This is a genomic window from Streptomyces sp. NPDC001634 (genome assembly GCF_040298185.1).
Taxonomy (GTDB): domain Bacteria; phylum Actinomycetota; class Actinomycetes; order Streptomycetales; family Streptomycetaceae; genus Streptomyces.
The window spans coordinates 24,896-45,524 of the sequence record NZ_JBEOZU010000063.1 but is presented as its reverse complement, the minus strand read 5'-3'; the positions used below and the strand labels follow the sequence as shown (position 1 = coordinate 45,524).

Sequence of the window (20,629 nt, the reverse complement as noted above, 5' to 3'; positions counted from 1 at the left end):
CCACCCGCATGCGGAAGATACTCGTCGTCGGAGCCGGCCAGTCCGGACTCCAGCTCGCCCTCGGCCTCCAGTCGCACGGCTACGAGGTCACCCTGATGTCCAACCGGACCGCGGACGAGATCCGCACCGGCCGGGTCATGTCGACGCAGTGCATGTTCCACACCGCGCTGCAGCACGAGCGCGACCTCCAGCTGAACTTCTGGGAGTCCCAGGCCCCGAAGATCGAGGGGCTCGGGGTGTCCGTGGCCGGTCCGGAGTCTGGGGGCACCCCCAGCGGTAGCTGGGGGAGCGTGATCGACTGGGTGGGCAGGCTCGACGGGTACGCGCAGTCCGTGGACCAGCGGGTGAAGATGTCCGGCTGGATGGAGACGTTCGCGCAGCGCGGCGGCCAGCTGGTCATCCACGGCGCGGCGGTCTCCGACCTCGACTACTTCTCCCGCACCTACGACCTGGTGCTGGTGTCGGCGGGCAAGGGCGAACTGGTCTCGATGTTCGGCCGCGACGCCTCGCGCTCCCCGTACAGCGAGCCGCAGCGCGCCCTCGCGGTCGCCTACGTCCACGGCCTGGGCCCCCGCCCGGAGCATCCGGACTACGACGCGGTCCGCTGCAACCTGGTCCCCGGCGTGGGCGAGCTGTTCGTCATGCCGACCCTGACCACTGCCGGCCGCGCGGACATCCTCTTCTGGGAGGGCATCCCCGGCGGCCCGCTCGATGTCTTCCACGGCGTCAAGGACCCGGCGGAACACCTCTCCCTGACCCTGGAACTCATGGAGAAGTTCACGCCGTGGGAGTACGCGCGTGCCACCAAGGTCGAACTGACCGACGCGAACGCCACGTTGTCGGGGCGGTACGCGCCCACCGTCCGCAATCCGATCGGCCGGCTGCCCGGCGGCGGCCTGGTGCTCGGTGTCGCCGACGTGGTCGTCGCCAACGACCCGATCACCGGGCAGGGCTCCAACTCGGCATCCAAGTGCGCCGCCTCGTACCTCGCCTCGATCCTGGAACACGGGGACAAGGAGTTCGACGAGGCCTGGATGCAGCAGACCTTCGACCGTTACTGGGACGTGGCCCAGCACGTAACCAAGTGGACCAACGCGATGCTCGGTGTCCCACCGGAGCACGTCCTCAACCTGATCGGCGCGGCGGGTGCGCTCCAGCCGGTCGCCGACCGCTTCGCCAACGGTTTCAACGACCCGGCGGACTTCGAGAACTTCTTCTACGAGCCCGAGAAGACGGAGGCATATCTGGCCTCGGTGTCCGGAGCCTGACGCTCGCGGAGGCGAGTTGCCGGGTGCACAGGTACTGCTGGTGGTCGTATCACCGGGTTTCGGATCGGGTAAGTTACGGGCTGTGCGTCGCGAGAACCAAGCGTGTACACCGTGCTGAGCCAGAGCCAAGCCAGCACATGCACCTCCAAGCTGTGCCGTACCAAACCGGGCTGGTTCCAACCCGGCTGGTGTTGATCGTGTAAGACCTGTTGGGCCGCTGGCCTGTAGGCGACGTGAGCCAGGAATCCCTGCTTCAGCTGGGGGAGGGTTCAAAAGAAGTACTGTCGCTGGGTGAGGTCCTGATCCGGCAGTTCATAGTGCCGTAGGGGTCTGCTCAGGGGGTCGGGGCGGACCGCGCCCAGGATCGGGTTCGCGGCGATCGGTGACACCCTGACCCGGTCGCCGGTGCGCGGGGCCTGTACGACCATGCCGTCCCCGAGGTACAGCGCCACGTGCGTGGCCTCGGGGTAGTAGACGACGAGGTCGCCGGGGCGCAGGTCCCGCAGCCGTACATGCGGCAGCTCGGCCCACTGCTCCTGGCTGGTGCGCGGGATGGTCCGTCCCGCGTGCCCCCAGGCCTGCGAGGTCAGCCCCGAACAGTCGTACGCCCTAGGGCCCTGGGCGCCCCACTCGTACGGCTTCCCGATCTGCTCGACGGCATACCGCACCGCCATGTCGCCCTCCGCCGTCGGTGTGCGTTCCGGGCCCAGCGCCCCGGAGTCCAGGAGCTTCTGCTGCGCCGCGGCGGTCCCGTTGCGCTCGAACTCGGCCAGCAGGCCCCGCTGTTCGGCGGTGAGCGAGGACAGCAGCTTCTCGACGTCCGTCAGCCGCCGCTGGACCTCGTCCCGTTCCTTCTGCTGCTGTCCGGCCAGGGTGAGCTTCTCGTCGAGGGCCTTGCGCGCCTTGCGGGCCAGTTCGTCGGCGCGCTTCTCGGAGCCGGACAGCCGGCGCACGTTCTCGGCCCGCTCCCGTGCCAACTGCCCGATCACATGACCCTCGTCGAGCGCGTGCTGCGGATCCCGGGCCATCAGAAGGCGTACGTACGGGGAGATGTCCGTGCTGTTCTGGTACTGCTGCCGGGCGAGCCGGCCGACCGCGCCACGGCTCTCCTGCAGCGCGAGCCGGGCCCCGGACAGCCGTCCTTCGAGCCGCGCCACGTCGGCCTGCTGCTTCTTCAGCTTCTCGGCGGTGGCGTTGAAGGTCTCGGTGGCCCGCTCGGCCTGCCGGTACTTCAGCTGAAGATCCGTCAGGAGCTCTGATACGGGGCGGCTCTTCGGCGGGGCCTTCTGGGCGGCACCCGGGTCGGGGGCGGCCGTCGAGCGTGCGGGGACGAGCACGGCCGAGGCGGTCACCGCCGCCGTACAGGCCAGGCGGAGCAGCATTCCTGACACGTCATCACCTCCGGTGCGGGGATGGTCGGTCCATCTCGCACCGGCAGGATCAGGCGTATGCAACCCGGGTGCCCGCCGGGTGGTCGGTTCGGCCCAGGGAGGTCACTCGTCGGCGGTGTCCGGCCCGCCGCCCGGCGTGGCGCCTGGCTTCGGACGCGGCTTGGACCACGGCCACCGCAGACCCCGGCCGGTGTCCCCCTCGGGGTCGTACTCGTACTTCCACCCCTGGGGGATGCCGAGCCGTTTGCTCTGACCGGCCTGGACGCGCCGGTAGACGAGGACGGTGGGCGGGCCGCCGGCCGCGTCGGGGACCGGGACGCGATACGTCTTCGGCGGATGGCCGGTCGGACCGAGCAGAATCGGCAGGACGCGCCCGTCCAGGGGGCCGCCCACGAACGGGGTGTCTTGGCTCTTCACCGCACCAGTGTCCTCCGCAGGGGACCGGTGTCCGTCGGGTGGCTCCGTGTCACAGCAGGTGTCCCGCGTCGCCGACCACGGGCAGGACGCGCCGGGCCAGGGCGCCGGCCGGTCCCTGCGGGCTTTCCAGGGCCAGGGCGCCCCGGACCACGGCGACGGTCTGCGGGTCCCGCGTCGCGGTGGTCACCAGGCATGCCACGAACTGCTCCACGAGCCAGTCCCGCAGCTCCTCGACCGGCGGCTCCTTGTCCTCGTCGAGCCAGATGAGGGAGGCGGCCTCGACGGCGGTGATCCACATCCGTACGGTCATCCGCAGCCGCGGGCCCGGCTTGTCGACGTCGAGGTGGCTGAGGATGTGCCGGGCCGCGGCGCGCCGCACCCCGTCCACGATGGCGGTGGTGCGGGATGTCTCGACCACACTGCCGCCCTGGAGCAGGGCGCTGAAACCGGCGTCGTGCCGCCGTACGAAGGCGAGGTAGCGGTCCAGGGCCCGGCTCAGCCGGGGGAGGAGGGGCCCCTCGCGCGGCTCGTCGAAGCACTGCTGGAGTTCCTCCGCCGCGGAGCGCAGGGCGGCCTCGTACAGCTGCTGCTTGCCGCCGGGGAAGTAGCGGTAGACGAGGGGACGCGAGACCCCGGCCGCCTCGGCCACGTCGTCCAGGGAGACCTCCTCGGGAGTGCGGTGCGCGAACAGGGACAGCGCGGCGTCGAGGAGCTGGGTGCGGCGTTCCTCGACGCTGAGCCGACGGTAGGCGCGGGTGGGGGCCTCGGAGGTCATGTCCCGCAGCGTAACCGTGTTGTCCTGCGAAACGGTGCCGCAAGCCGTCCGGACGCTCAGGCCAGCAGCCCCGACGACCTCCACAGCCGTCGGCCCACCCCCCGTAGCACCCCGATGTCGTCCAGGAAGTCCGTCAGCCGCTTCGCGCCCGTCTGCATGACCTCCCGGCGGTGGCCGCTCGCCTGGACCTGGGCCATGGCCTCCCGTTTGTCCAGGCCCACGTTCGTGTAGACCTCGGGGTTCACGAAGGCGACCGAGAACACCCGTGCGAACTCGCCGGAGGTGATCCGTGTGAACTCCTGCGACCAGCGCGGAGCGGTCAGCATCTGGCGGCGCAGTTCCTCGCGTGCGTAGCGGACGTGCCGGGCCTCCTCGACCACGTGGATGCGCGTGACCCCGCGGATCAGCTGCTGCACCCGCTCGTCGGGGAAGGTGAGCCGCTGCATCCAGTCCAGGACCTCCTCGCCCAGCAGCGTGGCCGTGAACGACCCCGGCGTCGTCGAGATCGTCTTGAAGACACGGCCCAGGTTCCGGTGCACCCGGCTCACCGGGTACCAGGGCGTGTCACCGTGCGCGATCAGCCGGGCGAACATCTTCGAGTGCCGGCACTCGTCCTCGATCTCGGTCAGCGCGTACCGCACGTGCGCGCTCGTCGCCGCCTTGTCGTAGATGTGCCGGACCAGCAGCTGCATCAGGATGAGCTCGAACCAGATGCCGAGCGAGGCGAGCGCCGCGGCCTCGTGCCGGGAGAGCAGGATCCGCTGCTCCTCGCTCATCCGCTGCCACAGCGGGGTGCCGTACAGCGACACCAGCTCCGGCGGCCAGAACCACTTGCCGTCCTCGAAGGGCGCGTCCCAGTCCAGTTCCCTGTCCGGGTCGAAGGAGTGCTTGGCGGAAGAGTCCAGCAGCCGCTCGGCCACCTGTTCCCGGTCCTTGAGCAGGCCCAGCGCGTCGCGCAGCACCTCGGCCTCCGTCACGGTCGTCATCGCTGTCCCACCTTGTCGTACGGGCCGCTGTTACCCGCGGTCGCGTCTTATGAGACTGCTTGTCAGCAAGGACGTCAATCCCTTGCGCCGCACTTGTTGACGCCGCGTCTACCGCGTGTGAGCGTGGGCGTATGCCGACTCATGACCTGTACGCCATGGACCCGGGCGACCCCCTCTGGCAGGTGCCGGCGAGCGGCTCGGCCCGCTTCAGCTGGGAGTACGACGACGGACGCGACCGGCTGCTCGCCCTGTACCAGAAGGGCAAGGACAAACAGTGGGACGGGCAGAAGCGGATCGACTGGGACCTGGAGGTCGACCCGTACGACCCGCTCGGCACGCCGGACGAGGCCATGACGCTCTACGGGACGCCGTACTGGGCGAAGATGACCGACCGGGACAAGGGCGAGCTGCGCAGGCACTACGCCTCCTGGCAGTTCAGCCAGTTCCTGCACGGCGAGCAGGGCGCCATGGTGTGCGCGGCGCGGATCGTGGAGTCCGTCCCCGATCTGGACGCGAAGTTCTACTCGGCCACCCAGACGATGGACGAGGCGCGGCATGCGGAGATCTACGCCCGCTTCCTGCAGGAGAAGGTCGGGATGCTCTACCCGATCAACGACAACCTCCAGTCACTGCTCGGTGACACCCTCCGCGACTCCCGCTGGGACATGCCGTACCTCGGGATGCAGGTGCTGATCGAGGGACTGGCGCTGGCGGCCTTCGGCATGATCCGCGACACCACGGACAAGCCCCTGCCGAAGCAGATCCTGGCGTACGTCATGCAGGACGAGGCCCGGCACGTGGCATTCGGGCGTATGGCCCTGCGCGACTACTACAAGCAGCTCACCGACGCGGAACTGCGCGAACGCGAGGAGTTCGTCATCGAGGGCTGCTATCTGATGCGCGACCGACTGCGCGGGGTCGAGGTGCTGGAGAACTTCGGCATCCCGAAGGCCCAGGCCGAGGAATTCAGCGAGAACTCCGAATTCCTGCGGCTGTTCCGGCAGTTGCTCTTCAGTCGAATCGTCCCCTGCGTCAAGGACATCGGCCTGTGGGGCAAACGCCTGCAGCAGGCGTACGTCGACATGGGCGTCTTCGAGATGGGCGACTCCAACCTGGATCTGCTGATGGCCCAGGACGAGGAGATCGCGGAGAAACTGGACGCGGAGCGGTTTGCGGTGGAGGAGAAGGAGCGGGTTGCGGAGGTGGAGGAGGCGATCGAGGTGGGTCAACGCCTCGGCGGCTGATCACTCGATCGACGGGCGAATCGGCATATTCCTCTGGGTAGGCTGACTGTGCCAGGCAGACTCCGGCACATGGGAGCAATCATGAGCGCCGCGCGTGACCACGGGCTGGACGAGGACTACGAGTGGCCCCGTCCGCCTGAGGGCGGCTGGACGGCGGACGACCTGGACCGACTCCCGAACCTTCCTCCGCACACGGAGCTGATCGACGGGAGCCTCGTCTTCGTGAGCCCGCAGACCCGCTTTCACCTGCGTACGATTCGGCTTCTGGAGTACTCCCTGCTCAGCCAGGCGCCTGAAGCGTACGACGTCGACCGGGAGTTCAGCGTCAAGCTCGACCGGCGCAACCGGCCGGAGCCTGACGTGCTGGTGTACCGCGCGGACGCCGACACGGGCCCGCACCAGACCTGGCACCACTCCGATGCCGTCGTCCTCGCCGTCGAAGTTGTTTCCGAGGACTCGGAGGAACGTGACCGAGAGGCCAAGCCGCGCAAGTACGCTGCGGCGGGTATCCGGTACTTCTGGCGTGTGGAGGAAGGCAGCGACGGCCTTCCGGTGGTCTACACCTACGAGCTCGATCCGTCCACCAACACGTACGTCAGCACAGGCATTCACCATGCCCGACTGAAGCTGACCGTTCCGTTCCCCCTCACCATCGACCTCACCGCCATCAATCGCCGACCGCCGGTTGCGCCTCCCCCCGAGTGAACGACGTCCGCAGGGTGAACGCGTACTCGGTCGGACCGTGTGCGCGGAGGTGCAGCTCAGTACGCGGACCCCTCAACCCCCCTTGTGATGCCGTGACTTCAGCACCGCCTCCATCACCGCCTTCGCGATCGGCGCCGCGTCGCCGCCCCCGCTGATCTCCGTGCGCCTGCCCGCCGCGTTCTCCACCACCACGGCGACCGCCACCGCCGGCTCCAGCGCGTCGTCCGGCTGCGCCCAGGAGATGAACCAGGCGTAGGGCCTACCGGTGTTGGCGACGCCGTGCTGGGCCGTGCCCGTCTTGCCGCCCACCGTGGCGCCGGGGATCACCGCGTTCTTGCCGGTGCCCTCCTCCACCACGTCCCTCATCATCTCGCGCAGTTGCTCCGCGGTCGCCGCGCTCATCGCCCGGTGCAGTTCACGCGGGGCGGTCGTCGAGACCGTCTCGCCGTCCCTGGTCGTGGTCCGTTCCACCAGGTACGGCGCCTTCACCGAGCCCCCGTCCGCCACCGCCGCCGCGATCATCGCCATCTGGAGCGGTGTCGCCCGGGTGTCGAACTGCCCGATCGAGGACAGCGCCAGCTGCGACTTGTCCAGCTTCCGGTCGAAGGTGCTCGGTGCCACCGCGAACGGGATCCTCAGCTTCCGGTCGTTGAAGCCGAACCGGGCCGCCGTGTCCGCCATGGTCTTCAGCCCCACCTCCGCGCCGAGCTTCGCGAACACCGTGTTGCAGGACCACTCGAAGGCGTACCGCACGGACGCGTTCGCACAGCCCTCCACCTCGTTGGTCAGCCGGGTCGAGCTGCCGGGCAGCCGGTAGGGGTCCGGGGACGTCGTCGGCGCGTCGAGGTCGAGCACCGCGCCCGCGTCCAGCGCCGCCGCGGCCGTCACCACCTTGAACGTCGAACCCGGCGGATAGGTCTGCCGGATCGCCCGGTTGAGCATCGGCCGCGCCGTGTCCCCGTTCAGCCGCTCCCAGGCCCCGGTGACGGACTCCCGCGCCCCGGACAGCTGCCCGGGGTCGTACGACGGTGCCGAGACCAGCGCCAGGATCCGCCCGGTCGACGGTTCGATCGCGGCCACCGCGCCCGTGCGTCCGGCCAGCCGCTGGTACGCCGCCCGCTGGGCCGCCCCGTTGAGGGTGGTGACGACATTGCCGCCGGGGTTGCGGGACCGTACGACGTCGTTCCACAGGGGCACCGGCGTCAGCAGCGGGTCGGTGCCCGCGAGCAGCGCGTCCTGCGTGTCCTCCAGCAGCGTCGTCCCGTACACCTGCGAGGCGAAGCCGGTGACCGGCGCGTACAGCGGGCCGTCCCGGTACGTGCGCTCGTAGCGGAACAGCCCGCCCGTGTCCCGCGAGCCGGTCACCGGACGGTCGTCGACCACGATGTCGCCGCGCGCCTGGGCGTACCGGGCGATCATCTGCCGGCGGTTGCCCGGGTTGTCGTCGTAACGGGAGGACTCGAAGATCTGCACCCGGGTCGCGTTCACCAGCAGGGCGATCAGGAGCACCGCGCACAGGGCCGCCGCCCGGCGGATGTACCGGCTCACGGCGCCGCCGTCCCGTCGTACTGGCTGCGTGCCGAGTCGCTGATCCGGATCAGCAGCGCCACGATGATCCAGTTGGTGACGACCGACGAGCCGCCCTGGGCCAGAAAGGGCATCGCCATGCCGGTGAGCGGGATCAGGCCCGTCACCCCGCCCGCGATCACGAACACCTGGAGCGCGACGATCGACGCAAGGCCGATGGCGAGCAGACGCCCGAACGGATCGCGCAACGCCAGGCCCGCCCGGTAGCCCCGCTCCACCAGCAGGGCGTAGACCAGGAAGAGCGCGGACAGGCCCGCGAGACCCAGCTCCTCGCCCGCCGTCGCGAGGATGAAGTCCGACTTGGCGGCGAAGCCGATCAGGATCGAGTGGCCGAGGCCGAGACCGGTGCCGAGCGCGCCGCCGGCGGCGAAGGCGAACAGGGACTGGGCGAGCTGGTTGGGGCCCTCGCCCGCCTCGATCGACGCGAAGGGGTGCAGCCAGTCCTCGACCCTGGCGTGCACATGCGGTTCCACCCGGCCCACGGCGAGCGCGCCGAGCACCGCGAGCAGCAGTCCGACGGCGATCCAGCCGGTGCGGCCCGTGGCGACGTACAGAAGCACCACGAACAGGCCGAAGAACAGCAGCGAGGTCCCGAGGTCGCGCTCCAGGACCAGTACCCCGACGCTCAGCAGCCAGGTCGCCACGACCGGGCCGAGCACGCGTCCGGTGGGCAGCTGCAGCCGCCACACCCGGCGGCCCGTGAACGCCAGCGCATGACGGTTGGCGGCCAGGTAACCGGCGAAGAACACCGCGAGCAGCACCTTTGCGAACTCGCCCGGCTGGATGGAGAACCCGGCGGCGCGAAGCCAGAGCCGGGCACCGTTCACCGGCGGGAAGAAGATCGGCAGGATGAGCAGGACGAGGGCGGCGACCACGCAGACGTATGTGTAGCGCTGGAGCACCCGGTGATGGCGCAGCAGAAGCACGACGGCGATGAAGAGCGCCACGCCGAGCGTCGACCAGTACAGCTGGGCGGGCGCCGTCCGGTCGCCGGGGGTCTCCAGGTCGAGACGGTAGATCAGCACCAGGCCCACGCCGTTGAGCAGGACGGCGATGGGCAGCAGCAGGGGGTCGGCATACGGGGCCCGCAGACGGACCGCGCAGTGCGCGAGCAGCGCGAGCACGCCGAGCCCGGCGCCGTAGCGGGTGATGCCGGGCGGGACGGTGCCGTGTTTCGCAAGGCCGACGGCGCAGTAGCCGTACACGGAGAGCAGCACGGCGAGGACGATGAGGGCCAACTCGGTGCCACGGCGCCGGGGCAGGCGCAGGGCGGGAGCGGGGGCGTCCGCCACCGCCGTCCTCGCGCCTGGCACTCCTGACGTTCCGGGCTGGATCATGTGCGGAACGTAGCAAGCAGGCGACCGCGATGTCCCGTTATGTGACGGTAAACGAGCCGTTCCGGTACACCTCTCCTATCTCTCTTCGTTCGTCTCTTCGTTCATCTCTTCGTTCTCCGTGTGCTGGGGGAGGATCAGCGTGGCCACCGCGCCGCCGTCCGGGGCGTTGGCGAACTCCAGCCGGGCGCCCAGCACTTCCGCCTGGCCGAGCGCGATCGTCAGACCCAGACCGTGCCCCTTGCCGCCGCTCTCGGTACGAAAGCGCTGCGGCCCGTGCGCCAGCAGGTACTCCGGATAGCCGTCCCCGTGGTCGCGTACGGTGATCCGCGGACCGTCGACCGTCAGGACCACCGGGCCGCGCCCGTGCCGGTGCGCGTTCGCCACCAGATTGCCGAGCACGCGCTCCAGCCGGCGCCGGTCCGTCTCCACACGCGTGTCCCGCCCGACCCGGACCTCGGTCGCAGTGCCGGATGCCTGCACCACCCGTTCGACCAGCGGCGCCAGCTGCTCGGTGGCCGGCTCCAGGCGTTCGCTCCTCGCGTCCAGGCGGGAGATCTCCAGCAGGTCCTCGGTGAGCGTGCGCAGCGTGGCCACCCGGTCGCGCACCAGCTCGGTGGGCCGACCGGGCGGCAGCAGTTCGGCCGCCGCGTGCAGTCCGGTCAGCGGGGTGCGCAGCTCGTGTGCCACGTCCGCGGTGAACCGCTGCTCGCTCAGCAGCTTGCTCTGCAGTGTGGCCGCCATGGTGTCGAGGGCCCCGGCTACCGCAGCCACCTCGTCCTGGGGGCGTTTCGGCTCCCTCGCCCGGGGATCGTTCACCCGCGCGTCCAGGTCGCCCGCGCTGATCCGCCGGGCCACCTGCGCGGTGTCCCGCAGCCGCCGGGTCACCCCGTTCACCGCGAACGCCCCGACGAGCAGCGTCGCGCCGATCGCCAGGCCCGAGGAGAGCAGGATCGCCCGGTCGAGGGCGTCGATGATGTGGGCGCCCTGCGCATAGTCGACCTGCACGGCGAGCACCCGTCCGCCGTCGGCGGGGCCCGCCGCCCACATCGTGGGCTGCGGGTCGTTCGTGCCGACCATGGTGCCCCGGCGCCCGTGCGTCGCCAGCTTCCTCAGCCGCGCGGGCAGCCCCGGTAGGTCGATGCCCGCGCCCAGGGGCAGCCGGTCGCCCGCCTCGTACGCACCCGCCGCCTCGGTGAGCCGGGCCAGTGCCCGGTCGCGGGCCTCGCCGACGGTCTGGTCGGTGACCTGGACATGGACGAGCACGCCGAGCAGGGCGGCGAGGCCGCAGCACATCACGATGATGAAGGCGGCCGCCTTCCAGGTGAGCGTGGCGGTCCAGTGGGGCAGCCGGCCGAGGGCTCGTCGCATGGGGGTCACCGGGCGCTTCATGGGGATCATCGGGCGCTCTCCGACGGGACGGGCCGCACCGGCCGGCGCGGGGGCGCTGTACCCACCCGCAGGATCTCGTCCCGGGTCGCCAGCATGGCGTGCTGGCGCGGATCCCAGGTCCACTCCGTACGGAACTCGTACCCCGGCAGCGTGGAGGGCGAGCGGATGATCACCTCACGGCCGGCCAGCTCCACACTGATCACACTGTCCGTGGTGCCCATGACCTGGACCAGCCTGTGGTGCTCGAAGGTGTAGACGCGCACCGCCAGCTGGTCGCCCGGGAAGCGGATGCCGAGCACCATGTCGTCCTTCCCGTCACCGGTCAGGTCGCGGTAGTACGCCCGCAGCACCGGGCACGACCGGCCCCGGGCGCCCTTCTTCCCGCAGTCCTCGAGCTGCTCGCGCGTCCGGGCGTAGGGCGCGGTGGGGCCGGAGTACGCGTCCGGGTGCGCGGCGACCTCGGCGCGTACGACGTCCAGTGGGTTCACCCGATGGATATCGTCACCCGGAGCGGTGACGCCCTTGACGGTCTCGGTGTCCGCCTCGCCGTAGTCGAGGGCGGGGGTGGCGGCGGGCGGCAGCTGGGGCCACAGCTTCACCGGGCCCACGGCGGTGGCGGTCGGGCCCGCGCCGCGCAGGGCGCCGGAGTCGCCGCAGCCCGCCAGCAGCAGGGCGGTGGCGGCGAGGCCGAGGGCTGCGCGCACGGGGCGGCTGGGGAACACTGCACACGTCCTTTTGATCACTGGGTGGCCGGCGCACGTGATGGCCGGGTCGGTCACGTGACGGCCGGGCAGCGACGTTACTCCGCGAGCTCCTCCAGCAGTCGGGCGGTGTCCAGACCGGCCTGCAGATACTCCACGAACAGCTCGTTGTGCAGCGCCCAGGGACCGCGGCGGGCGCGAATCATCATGATCGCCTCCTCGGCAGTGTGACCGGCCCGGATCAGGGCGTGGGCGACGACAAGACCCGAGCGGTTGTACCCGTGGTAACAGCGGACGAGAACCCGGCGGCCGTCCTCCAGGGCGTCGTCGGCGGCCTGCGCGAGCCGCATCACACCCGCGAGCTGCGTCCCGTCGAGCGGCCCGTCCGGAATCGGCCACACATGGTGTTCGACACCGTCGTCCGGACCGTGCCCCGGCAGTCGCAACAGGGTCAGCACCAGATCGAACTCATCACGTACGACGGCGAACTCCAGCCCTCCGGAACGCCCCGTGAACTCGTGCCCGCCCATCCACAGGCCGGGGACGATCTCGCTCCACGGACTGTCCGGAGCGGGAACATCGGGTTGCTCTCCGCGGGTCCGCAACGGCACCTCCCACCAACTCCCCCAACTGCTGACAAAGGTAACCGGGTTCTTGCCCCTGGAGCACCCCGCCTGTTCCCATGGTCGAGGGGTGATGGTGCATGAGCGGACTGCGCGTCATACCGGCCTGGCGGCACGGACAGGAACGCCTGTACGTGTGCGACACCGACGGGAGAAACGTCGCCTGGTACGACCGTGAGGCGGGCCGGGTCAACCTGCTCAGCGAGGACCGGCGGGAGGAGGTGCTCGACGCCCTCGGCCCGTTCCTGACCGGCCCGGTGACGGTGGGGCCGCCGCCCGTCCCCACCCCCGCGGAGCTGGCGCGGCTCGCCCTCCACCCGGACGACGACCTGGCGCCCAACCGGCCCGGCGAGGCGCTGATGATCGCCATCGATCGAGACCCGGGGCCCGCGCACCGGCTGCGCCCGGACCCACGGCGCCGCGCCCTCGCCGCCGAGCAGACCGTCGGCGACGCCCTCGACCGGCTGGAGGGCGGGGGCTGGCACACCCTGCACTCGGTGCCGCTGCCCGGCGGTGACCGCATCCACCACTTGGTGATCGGCCCCGGCGGCCTGTTCGCGGTGCGGTCGCTCTACGCCCGCAGGCAGCGGATCCTCGTCGCCGACCCGATGGTGACGGTGGGCCGCCATGAGCCGCAGCCGTTGCTGCGTCGGGTGCGGGCGGACGCGGACCGGGCTTCCTACGCCCTGACCGCCGAGGTCCACCCGGTCCTGGTCCTGGCCGAGCCGGCCCGTCTGGAGGTCACGACCCCGCTCCGGGAGGTCCGCGTCCTCAAGGACACCGACCTCGCCGGCTTCGCCCGACTGGGCGGTGTGCTGAAGCCGGCGGACGTGGAGGCCCTGCACGCGATGGCACGGGACCGGCACACCTGGTCGAGGGTGTGACGAGGGCGGGGCAGTGGTGGCGGGTGTGAGTTGGGCGGGGCAGTGGTCGAGGGTGTGACGGGGTCAGGGCAGCGGCTTCGCTCGGGCGGGGTCGAGGAGCGGCGCCAGTAGGTCGCCGTAGGCCTGGAGGCGGGGGCCGATGTCCGGTGCGCGGAAGACGAGGCTGCCGGGCGACCCGCAGTCCTCCACCTCCTCCCACATCACCGGCGCCGACACGGTCGGTTCCGCCCGGGCGCGCAGGGTGTAGGGCGTCGCCGTCGTCTTGCGCGCCGCGTTCTGGCTCCAGTCCACGAAGACCTTCCCGGGCCGCAGACTGCGGGTCATACGGTGGACGACGAGGCGGGGCAGCGCCTTCTCCGCCTCCACTGCGAGCTGTTTGGCGTACTCCGTCGTCCGCTGCGACGGCGTCGGCTCCACGGCCGCCAGCAGGTGCAGCCCCTTGGAGCCGGACGTCTTCGCGTACGCCTCGATCCCGTCCGCCGCGAGCCGTTCCCGCAGCCACAGGGCGACCTCACAGCAGTCGACGACGGTCGCCGGCGTCCCCGGGTCGAGGTCGAAGACCAGCCGGTCCGCCTCGTCGGGCGCGTCGATGCGCCACTGCGGGGTGTGGAACTCGGTGACCAGGTTGGCCGCCCACATCAGGCTGGCCAGGTCCTGGACCAGCACCATGCGGGCCGGTCCCTCCGAGCGCGGCACCTCGGCCGTGGTGACCCAGTCGGGCGTGCCCGGCGGCACGTTCTTGGCGAAGAAGAGCTGGCCGTCCGGGCCGTCCGGGTAACGCAGGAACGACAGCGGGCGGTCGTGGAGATGGGGCAGCAGTGCGTCCGCAGTGGTCGCGTAGTAGTGCAGCAGCTCGCCCTTGGTGAAGCCGGTCGCGGGATGGAGGACCTTCTCCAGGTTGCTGAGCGCGAGCCGCCGTCCCTCCACCTCTGTGATCGGCGTCATACGATGAGAATCTCACGAAATCCGATAAAACATCTGGAATGCATCTGAAAGGTGCTGAACGTGCGATCCATTTGGAACGGCGCCATCTCGTTCGGCCTGGTCAGCATCCCCATCAAGCTGGTGAACGCCACCGAGAGCAAATCGATCTCCTTCCGTCAGATCCACACGGAGGACGGCGGGCGCATCCGCTACCGCAAGTTCTGCGAGCTGGAGGACCGCGAGGTCTCGGGTGCGGAGATCAGCAAGGGGTACGAGGACGCGGACGGCACGATCATCCCGATCACGGACGAGGACCTGTCCCACCTGCCGATCCCGACGGCCAGGACGATCGAGATCGTCGCCTTCGTTCCGTTCGACCGGATCGACCCGCTCCACATGGACAGCGCGTACTACCTCGCCGCGAGCGGTGCCCCGGCCGCCAAGCCGTACACGCTGTTGCGCGAGGCCCTGAAGCGCAGCAACAAGGTCGCCATCGCCAAGTTCGCGCTGCGCGGCCGCGAGCGCCTGGGCATGCTGCGGGTGGTGGAGGACGCCATCGCCCTGCACGGACTGCTGTGGCCGGACGAGGTCCGCGCCCCCGAGGGCGTCGCCCCGGACACGCACGTCACCGTCAATGACAAGGAACTCGACCTCGCGGACGCCCTCATGGACACGCTCGGCGAGGTCGACATCGGCGAGCTGCACGACGAGTACCGCGAGGCCCTGGAGGAGGTCATCGCCGCGAAGGCCGCGGGAGAGGCGCCCCCCGAGGCCCCCGAACCGGCGCCGGGCGGCAAGGTTCTCGACCTGATGGCCGCGCTGGAGAAGAGCGTTCGCGCCGCGAGGGAGTCGCGCGGCGAGGAGCCTGCCGAGGCGGCGGAGGTCAGACCCCTGCCGGCCCGGAAGCCGGCGGGTGGGGCGCCGAAGGAGGTCGGCGGCAAGAAGTCGACGGCGGCGAAGAAGACGGCCGCCAAGAAGACCGCGACGAAGACCGCGACGAAGACTGCGACGAAGACCGGGGAGAAGGCCGCGGCAAAGAAGACGACGGCGAAATCGGCGTCCGCGGCGAAAACGGCGTCCACGGCGAAGAAAACGGCGGCGAAGAAGACCGCGGCGAAGAAGACGACGGCACGTAAGCGCACGGCGTGAGGCCGCGTGGCCGGGTGGCCGCAGTCTCCTGCCCCGGGCTGTCTACGCCATGCTCGTCCTCCGCAGCGCCAGCACCGCGTTGTGCCCGCCGAAGCCGAAGGAGTTGCTCAGGGCAAGGTCGCCCGCGGAAGGCAGGGGTCGTGGGGTGCCCCGGACCACGTCCAGTCGGATCTCCGGGTCCTGTTCCGAGCCGCCGATCGTCGGGGGGATGACCCCGTGGTGCAGGGTCAGGACCGTGGCCACCGCCTCGACGCCGCCCGCCGCTCCCTGGAGATGGCCCAGGTGCCCCTTGAGGGCCGTGACCGGTACCGCGCCGCCCAGGACCGCCCGGAGCGCGGTCGCCTCCGCGAGGTCGCCGTCGGATGTGGCGGTCGCGTGGGCGTTGACGTGGACGACGTCCACGGCGTGCGCGTCCGCGTCCCTGAGCGCTCGCCGCAGCGCGAGCGCGATCCCGCTGCCCGACGGGTCCGGGGCCGCCATGTGGTGGGCGTCGGCGGAGAGCCCCCAGCCCGCGGCCTCGCAGTAGATACGCGCCCCGCGGGCTCGCGCATGCTCCTCCGCCTCCAGCAGCAGGAACCCGGCACCCTCGCCGTTGACGAAGCCGTCGCGGTCCTTGGCGAACGGGCGGGAGGGGGAGACGTCGCCCACCCCGTGGGCCGACAGGGCGCGCATCGACGCGAACGACGCCATGATCGCCGGTGTGACCACCGCCTCCGCGCCACCCGCCAGGGCCAGGTCCACATGTCCGTACCGGATCCGGTCGATGGCCTGCCCGATCGCCTCCGTCCCCGACGCGCAGGCGCTCGTCACCGTGCGTGCCTCACCCGTGATGCCCAGGTCGAGCGATATCTGGGAGGCCGCCTGGGAGGGCACCGTCATGGGGGTGGTGAGCGGGGAGACGGCGCGTGGGCCCTTGTCGCGCAGCTTGCGGTCGCCGCCCACCAGGATGGACGCGTCGCCGAGGATCGCGCCCACCGAGACGCCGACGCGCTCGGGGTCGAGGCCGCTCTCGACCGTTCCCGCCGTGGAGAACCCCGCGTCCTGCCAGGCCTCCCGCGCCGCGAGCACCCCGAACTGGGCGGCGCGGTTCATCCGGCGCGCCTGCGGTCCGGGCAGCAGTCCGACGGGGTCGACGGGCACCGTGCCGGCCACCCGTACGGGCAGTCCGGCGAACTCCTCGTCCGCCAACTCCCGTATGCCACAACGACCTTGGACGAGTCCCTCCCACAGCTCGGGCACGCCGACACCCAGCGGGGTGACCGCCCCGAGCCCGGTGACCACGACCCGCCGTGCAGCCGCGCCGCGGGACGGGCGGAGCGGGCGCGGGTGGTGCCGTACGAGATGGCCCCGCCGCGCGGCGTCCTCGGCCAGCTTCCGCAACTCCTCGTCGGTCAGCGGCCGTTCGGAAGGGTTCTCCAGGTCGCGGTGCCAGACTCCCCAGCGGCGTACGTACGTCTCCTCCTGCGCCCGGGGGTCAACGGCACGCAGGGAGGTGACCCGGTCCCCGTCGCATAAGGAGGTCCGGGCGAGGTCGCTCGACGTGACGAGCGGGACGGCGGCCACGTCCGTCCGGTGGCCGGCGACCGTGACGCGCCGGGAGCGGGCGACGACCTCGTCGTGGTCGGTGCCGCCCAGCGGTGGCCGCAGGGTCAGCCGGATCGACTCCGGGCCCTCCGGCACGGTGCGCATGACGACGTACCAGGTGTGCTCGGCGATGTCCTGCTCCGCCAGGGCGAGCAGATCCCCGGGGACGACCTCGGCGGCGGTGACGGTGTGGGGCTGGGGGGTGATGCCGGAGGAGTGGCGCATGGTTCGTCCGCTGCTCTCTGGGAAGCGCAACTCGGCTTCCTCCCAGACAAGTTTACGCTTGAATCTGTCAACAGGCGTGCGCGAACGGGGCGGGCCGCCGGTGGATCCGGCGGCCCGCCCCGCTCGTCTCGGCAGGTCTGCTCAGTCGACGTCGGAGGCATCCAGGCGGTAGAGGCCGCCGCTGGACGTCGAGGACGTCGAGGACGTCGATGACGACGAGGACGTCGATGACGACGAGGACGTCGATGACGTCGATGACGACGATGACGACGATGACGACGAGGAACTGGAGCTGTAGGCCGAGGCCTTGACCGCCGTGCCGTGCTTCTCGACCCAGGTGGCGATCTCGGAGTCGGTGCCCCGGCCGCCCTCGCTGCTGATGACGATGTAGTGCAGCTTCCCGGACTTCACGAGGCTCTTGAGCTTGGCGAGGGTCATGGCGTTGTCGCTGCCGGACCAGCCTCCCATGGAGATCACAGGCCGGCCCGACTCCAGGATGATCGAGGAAGCGGTCTGGTCGGTGGACACCGCCACCAGCCAGGTGGCGCCGTCCTGGTGCTTCTTCAGGTAGGTGATCATCTCGGAGGTGACCTGGGTACCACCGCCCATTCCGCCGACCGTCCCACCGCCGCCGGTCCGGCTGCTGTTCTCGGACGAGGACGAGGAAGTCGAGTTGCCGGACCCGGCGGAGGACGGTGCCCCGCCGCCGGACGGCGGCTGTCCCAGGCTGCGACCGCTACCGGAGCCGCCCGGAGCGCTGCCGGTCCTGCCGGAGGAGCCGCTCGGGGCTCCGCCCGTACCGCCGCCCGGCCCACCGCCCATGCCGCCCCCGGTGTTGGGACCGGCCGTGGGGTTGGTGCCGTTGCTGCTGACGGAGGTGGCGGCCGAGACGGAGTACGCGGCCGGCCCGGCCAGCAGGGCGACGACCGCGGCCAGCGTGGCGAAGCCGAGGAGCCGCTGCCGTCGCATGAACCGCCCGGCGAGCAGCCCGATCACGGAGACCGCACCCGCGACGCCGACCACGGCCTCCGCGACGGTGTAGACCGTGCCCGAGCCGGAGACCCGCTGGAGCAGCACGATCGCCCAGACCGCGCTGACCGCGACGGCCGCGGGCAGCACCCAGCCCCACTTCGCCGCGGACCGCTCACGGAACGCCTGGTGGAGGGCGACGCCGCCCGCACCGGCCAGTGCGGCGATGCCGGGGGCCATGGCGGTGACGTAGTACGGGTGGAAGGTGCCCTCGGCGAGGGAGAAGGTCAGGTAGTGGAGCACGAACCAGCCACCCCAGAGCATGAGCGCCGCACGCCGCAGGTCGGTTCGCGGAGCCCGCCCCCGCAGCACGAGCCCGCCGGCGAGAGCGATGGCCGCGAAGGGGATGAGCCAGGAGATCTGCCCGCCCATGATGTCGTTGAACATCCGGTAGATGCTCGCGCTGCCGCCGAAACTGGCCCCGTTGCCCTGTGAGCCCACCGACGAACCGGCGCCGAAGATGCGCCCGAACCCGTTGTAGCCGATGACCAGGTCCCAGACGGTGTTGTCGGTCGAACCCCCTATGTACGGGCGGGAGGAAGCGGGCCACAGATCGACGATCACCATCCACCAGGCACTGGAGACCACGAGGGCGACGGTGGCGACGGCGAGGTTGCGGATCCGCCTGCCGAGCCCGGTGTCGGCGGCCCACAGATAGACGAGGAAGAAGGCGGGCAGGACGACGTACGCCTGCATCATCTTGGTGTTGAAGGCGAACCCGATGGCGACGGCGGACCACACGAGCGGCCCGAGCCGCCCGGTGCGGACGGCCTTCAGCAGCCCGGCCGCACCCAGCAGCATCAGGAAGACGAGGATCGGATCGGGGTTGGTGTCGCGATTGATGGCGACCGTGATCGGGGTGAGGGTGAGTACCAGCGCGGCGACGGTGCCGGCCACAACTCCGAAGTCCCGCTTGACCAGGCGGTAGAGCAGTCCGACGGACCCGACGCCCACGGCGACCATGGGCAGCATCAACTGCCAGGTGCCGTAACCGAGGACACGGGCGGAGAGCCCCATCACCCACAGGGCGAACGGCGGTTTGTCGACGGTGATGAAGCTGCCGGCGTCCAGGGCGCCGAAGAAGAGCGCCTTCCAGCTCTTGGTGCCGCTGTAGACCGCGGCGTTGTAGAAGGAGTTTCCGGTGATGGAGGACAGGTTCCAGGCGTACAGGCCGGCCGCGAGCACGAGGATCGCCCAGAGGGCGGGCCGGGCCCAGCGAGGGTCGTCGGGAGAACCGGCGAACAGCGCACGGGCGCGCGAGGCGAGGCCGCCGTTGCCGTCCGGGGCCGCCCGGTGCGAGTGGCGGACCCCGTCCTTGCGGGGCGGTGGGGCGAGGGTCGTCATGACGCGTACTCCAGGTGCTCCGGGGAGGAAGAGGGATGGCTGACCAGGACCGCACGGGGCGCGGGCACGTGAGGGACGGGAACCCTGCGCGGCACACCTGCGACCCGCACCCGCCGCGTGGCGATACGCCGGACCATCCGCGCCATGCCCTTGAGGTCGTCAACTGCCGTACGGACGATGTCGACCCGGCTGTCGGGATCGTCGACCCAGTCGACGGGAACCTCGTGGATGCGCAGCCGATTGCGCTCGGCGAGCACCAGCAACTCCGTGTCGAAGAACCAGGCGTTGTCCTCGATGTGCGGGGCGAGCGCCAGGAAGACATCGGTGCGCACGGCCTTGAACCCGCACTGGGCGTCCGAGAAGCGAGCGGCGAGCCCCAGCTTCAGCAGCAGGTTGTAGGACCGCGAGATGAACTCCCGCTTCGGCCCGCGCACGACGTCGGCCTGCCGGTGCAGCCGGCTGCCGATGGCGAGATCGCTGTGCCCGCTGAGCAGCGGCGCGACGAGCGGCAGAAAGCCTTCGAGCCCGGTGGAGAGATCGACGTCCATATAGGCGACGACGTCGGCCGTCGACTGGCTCCACACGTGCTTCAGGGCCCGGCCCCGGCCCTTGAGGTCCAGATGCACGGCGTGGACGTGCGGCAGCCGGTGCCCCAACTCGACGGCCCTGCACCAGGTTTCGTCGGTACTGGCGTTGTCCGCGATGGTGATCCGGAACGGGAACGGAAAGGACTCTTCGAGGTGTGAGTGGAGGCGTCCGATGCTGTCGTCGAGGACATGCGCCTCGTTGTGAACCGGCACCACGACCTCAACCGACCGCTGCCGGACGCCTCCCGCGTTCGTTTCGTTCATGCCGGCGACGATCCGGGCCCGATCTGGGGGACCGCTGAGCCGGTGCTGAGGGAAGGATGAGAATCAGGGAACTCACAGGCTGGGCACAGGGGAGTTGGGGCCTGCTCCCAGGAATCGGCCTGGGAGCAGGAGTCGGCTCGGAGCAGAAGCCGGTCCGGGAGCGGGAGTCGGACCCGGGGAAGGCAAGAGTCCCTCCGACGGCGTGCCGCGCAGTGC

Annotated in this window: 18 protein-coding genes and 1 pseudogene; 5 read left to right on the top strand and 14 right to left on the bottom strand. The window is 70.8% G+C overall.

The features are described 5' to 3' along the window. Nucleotides 1-8 precede the first annotated feature (8 nt). Nucleotides 9-1,268, top strand: coding sequence for a styrene monooxygenase/indole monooxygenase family protein (locus tag ABT186_RS32945; RefSeq protein ID WP_351221681.1), 1,260 nt, complete (start codon nucleotides 9-11; stop codon nucleotides 1,266-1,268). Nucleotides 1,269-1,537: 269 nt separating this feature from the next. On the opposite strand, the gene ABT186_RS32940 is transcribed toward ABT186_RS32945, so the two are convergent. The 4 genes from ABT186_RS32940 to ABT186_RS32925 all read right to left on the bottom strand — a co-directional run bounded on the left by ABT186_RS32940 (nucleotide 1,538) and on the right by ABT186_RS32925 (nucleotide 4,837). Beyond that, nucleotides 1,538-2,659 carry a C40 family peptidase gene (locus ABT186_RS32940; protein WP_502973393.1) on the bottom strand — a complete coding sequence of 374 codons (1,122 nt, stop codon included), beginning with the start codon at nucleotides 2,657-2,659 and terminating at the stop codon, nucleotides 1,538-1,540. Nucleotides 2,660-2,761: 102 nt separating this feature from the next. Further along, nucleotides 2,762-3,076 carry a DUF8847 domain-containing protein gene (locus ABT186_RS32935; RefSeq protein WP_351221682.1) on the bottom strand — a complete coding sequence of 105 codons (315 nt, stop codon included), beginning with the start codon at nucleotides 3,074-3,076 and terminating at the stop codon, nucleotides 2,762-2,764. Between the two features lie 49 nt (nucleotides 3,077-3,125). Next, nucleotides 3,126-3,851 (bottom strand): TetR/AcrR family transcriptional regulator, encoded by a 726-nt coding sequence (locus tag ABT186_RS32930; RefSeq protein WP_351928190.1) that lies wholly within the window; start codon nucleotides 3,849-3,851, stop codon nucleotides 3,126-3,128. 56 nt (nucleotides 3,852-3,907) lie between these two features. Continuing rightward, entirely contained in the window at nucleotides 3,908-4,837 is a 930-nt protein-coding gene (locus tag ABT186_RS32925) for an AurF N-oxygenase family protein (RefSeq protein ID WP_351221684.1), read from the bottom strand. Between the two features lie 131 nt (nucleotides 4,838-4,968). Between ABT186_RS32925 and ABT186_RS32920 the strand changes: the two genes are divergently transcribed. Further along, nucleotides 4,969-6,081: a ferritin-like domain-containing protein gene (locus ABT186_RS32920; protein WP_351928188.1), complete on the top strand. Its 1,113-nt coding sequence runs from the start codon at nucleotides 4,969-4,971 to the stop codon at nucleotides 6,079-6,081. An 81-nt stretch (nucleotides 6,082-6,162) separates the two neighbouring features. Beyond that, the gene (locus tag ABT186_RS32915; RefSeq protein WP_351221686.1) at nucleotides 6,163-6,786 is read left to right on the top strand and encodes a Uma2 family endonuclease; all 624 of its coding nucleotides are present in this window, start codon (nucleotides 6,163-6,165) and stop codon (nucleotides 6,784-6,786) included. Here ABT186_RS32915 and ABT186_RS48080 read toward each other — a convergent pair. The 6 genes and pseudogenes from ABT186_RS48080 to ABT186_RS32890 form a co-directional block, all read right to left on the bottom strand. Beyond that, a pseudogene (locus ABT186_RS48080) lies at nucleotides 6,749-6,841 on the bottom strand (DUF3291 domain-containing protein); the annotation flags it as partial. The gene ABT186_RS32915 and the pseudogene ABT186_RS48080 overlap by 38 nt on opposite strands. 17 nt (nucleotides 6,842-6,858) lie before the next feature. Further along, nucleotides 6,859-8,334 (bottom strand): penicillin-binding transpeptidase domain-containing protein, encoded by a 1,476-nt coding sequence (locus ABT186_RS32910; protein ID WP_351928186.1) that lies wholly within the window; start codon nucleotides 8,332-8,334, stop codon nucleotides 6,859-6,861. Beyond that, nucleotides 8,331-9,710 carry an FtsW/RodA/SpoVE family cell cycle protein gene (locus tag ABT186_RS32905; protein ID WP_351221688.1) on the bottom strand — a complete coding sequence of 460 codons (1,380 nt, stop codon included), beginning with the start codon at nucleotides 9,708-9,710 and terminating at the stop codon, nucleotides 8,331-8,333. The genes ABT186_RS32910 and ABT186_RS32905 overlap by 4 nt, the downstream gene beginning before the upstream one ends. Before the next feature lie 75 nt (nucleotides 9,711-9,785). Then, nucleotides 9,786-11,078, bottom strand: a complete 1,293-nt coding sequence (locus ABT186_RS32900) for an ATP-binding protein (RefSeq protein WP_351221699.1) — start codon at nucleotides 11,076-11,078, stop codon at nucleotides 9,786-9,788. Nucleotides 11,079-11,104: 26 nt separating this feature from the next. Then, nucleotides 11,105-11,821, bottom strand: coding sequence for a hypothetical protein (locus ABT186_RS32895; protein WP_351221689.1), 717 nt, complete (start codon nucleotides 11,819-11,821; stop codon nucleotides 11,105-11,107). A 77-nt stretch (nucleotides 11,822-11,898) separates the two neighbouring features. Beyond that, a complete protein-coding gene (locus ABT186_RS32890; protein WP_351928184.1) occupies nucleotides 11,899-12,405 on the bottom strand; it encodes a protein-tyrosine phosphatase family protein in 507 nt (168 codons plus the stop codon). A 98-nt stretch (nucleotides 12,406-12,503) separates the two neighbouring features. On the opposite strand from ABT186_RS32890, the gene ABT186_RS32885 reads away from it, so the two are divergent. Further along, complete coding sequence (locus tag ABT186_RS32885; RefSeq protein WP_351221691.1) at nucleotides 12,504-13,307, top strand: nuclease-related domain-containing protein; 804 nt, start codon at nucleotides 12,504-12,506, stop codon at nucleotides 13,305-13,307. 63 nt (nucleotides 13,308-13,370) lie between these two features. Here ABT186_RS32885 and ligD read toward each other — a convergent pair whose 3' ends face one another. Beyond that, entirely contained in the window at nucleotides 13,371-14,252 is an 882-nt protein-coding gene (ligD, locus tag ABT186_RS32880) for a non-homologous end-joining DNA ligase (RefSeq protein WP_351221692.1), read from the bottom strand. Nucleotides 14,253-14,312: 60 nt separating this feature from the next. On the opposite strand from ligD, the gene ku reads away from it, so the two are divergent. Continuing rightward, a complete protein-coding gene (ku, locus tag ABT186_RS32875) occupies nucleotides 14,313-15,380 on the top strand; it encodes a non-homologous end joining protein Ku (protein WP_502973392.1) in 1,068 nt (355 codons plus the stop codon). 42 nt (nucleotides 15,381-15,422) lie between these two features. Here ku and ABT186_RS32870 read toward each other — a convergent pair whose 3' ends face one another. From ABT186_RS32870 to ABT186_RS32860, 3 genes are all read right to left on the bottom strand, one after another. Then, nucleotides 15,423-17,189: a beta-ketoacyl-[acyl-carrier-protein] synthase family protein gene (locus ABT186_RS32870; protein WP_351928180.1), complete on the bottom strand. Its 1,767-nt coding sequence runs from the start codon at nucleotides 17,187-17,189 to the stop codon at nucleotides 15,423-15,425. A gap of 141 nt (nucleotides 17,190-17,330) precedes the next feature. Continuing rightward, nucleotides 17,331-19,562, bottom strand: a complete 2,232-nt coding sequence (locus ABT186_RS32865) for an ArnT family glycosyltransferase (protein ID WP_351928178.1) — start codon at nucleotides 19,560-19,562, stop codon at nucleotides 17,331-17,333. Continuing rightward, a complete protein-coding gene (locus tag ABT186_RS32860) occupies nucleotides 19,559-20,413 on the bottom strand; it encodes a glycosyltransferase (RefSeq protein WP_351928176.1) in 855 nt (284 codons plus the stop codon). The genes ABT186_RS32865 and ABT186_RS32860 overlap by 4 nt, the downstream gene beginning before the upstream one ends. Between the last annotated feature and the right edge of the window lie 216 nt (nucleotides 20,414-20,629).

Excerpts from the sequence above, each read along its gene's own strand:
- ABT186_RS32900 (WP_351221699.1), bottom strand. The coding sequence starts at position 11,078 with ATGCGACGAGCCCTCGGCCGGCTGCCCCACTGGACCGCCACGCTCACC.
- ABT186_RS32920 (WP_351928188.1), top strand. The coding sequence starts at position 4,969 with ATGCCGACTCATGACCTGTACGCCATGGACCCGGGCGACCCCCTCTGG.
- ABT186_RS32945 (WP_351221681.1), top strand. The coding sequence starts at position 9 with ATGCGGAAGATACTCGTCGTCGGAGCCGGCCAGTCCGGACTCCAGCTC.
- ABT186_RS32930 (WP_351928190.1), bottom strand. The coding sequence starts at position 3,851 with ATGACCTCCGAGGCCCCCACCCGCGCCTACCGTCGGCTCAGCGTCGAG.
- ABT186_RS32915 (WP_351221686.1), top strand. The coding sequence starts at position 6,163 with ATGAGCGCCGCGCGTGACCACGGGCTGGACGAGGACTACGAGTGGCCC.
- ABT186_RS32865 (WP_351928178.1), bottom strand. The coding sequence starts at position 19,562 with ATGACGACCCTCGCCCCACCGCCCCGCAAGGACGGGGTCCGCCACTCG.
- ABT186_RS32905 (WP_351221688.1), bottom strand. The coding sequence starts at position 9,710 with ATGATCCAGCCCGGAACGTCAGGAGTGCCAGGCGCGAGGACGGCGGTG.
- ABT186_RS32870 (WP_351928180.1), bottom strand. The coding sequence starts at position 17,189 with ATGCGCCACTCCTCCGGCATCACCCCCCAGCCCCACACCGTCACCGCC.
- ABT186_RS32925 (WP_351221684.1), bottom strand. The coding sequence starts at position 4,837 with ATGACGACCGTGACGGAGGCCGAGGTGCTGCGCGACGCGCTGGGCCTG.
- ABT186_RS32860 (WP_351928176.1), bottom strand. The coding sequence starts at position 20,413 with ATGAACGAAACGAACGCGGGAGGCGTCCGGCAGCGGTCGGTTGAGGTC.
- ABT186_RS32885 (WP_351221691.1), top strand. The coding sequence starts at position 12,504 with ATGAGCGGACTGCGCGTCATACCGGCCTGGCGGCACGGACAGGAACGC.
- ligD (WP_351221692.1), bottom strand. The coding sequence starts at position 14,252 with ATGACGCCGATCACAGAGGTGGAGGGACGGCGGCTCGCGCTCAGCAAC.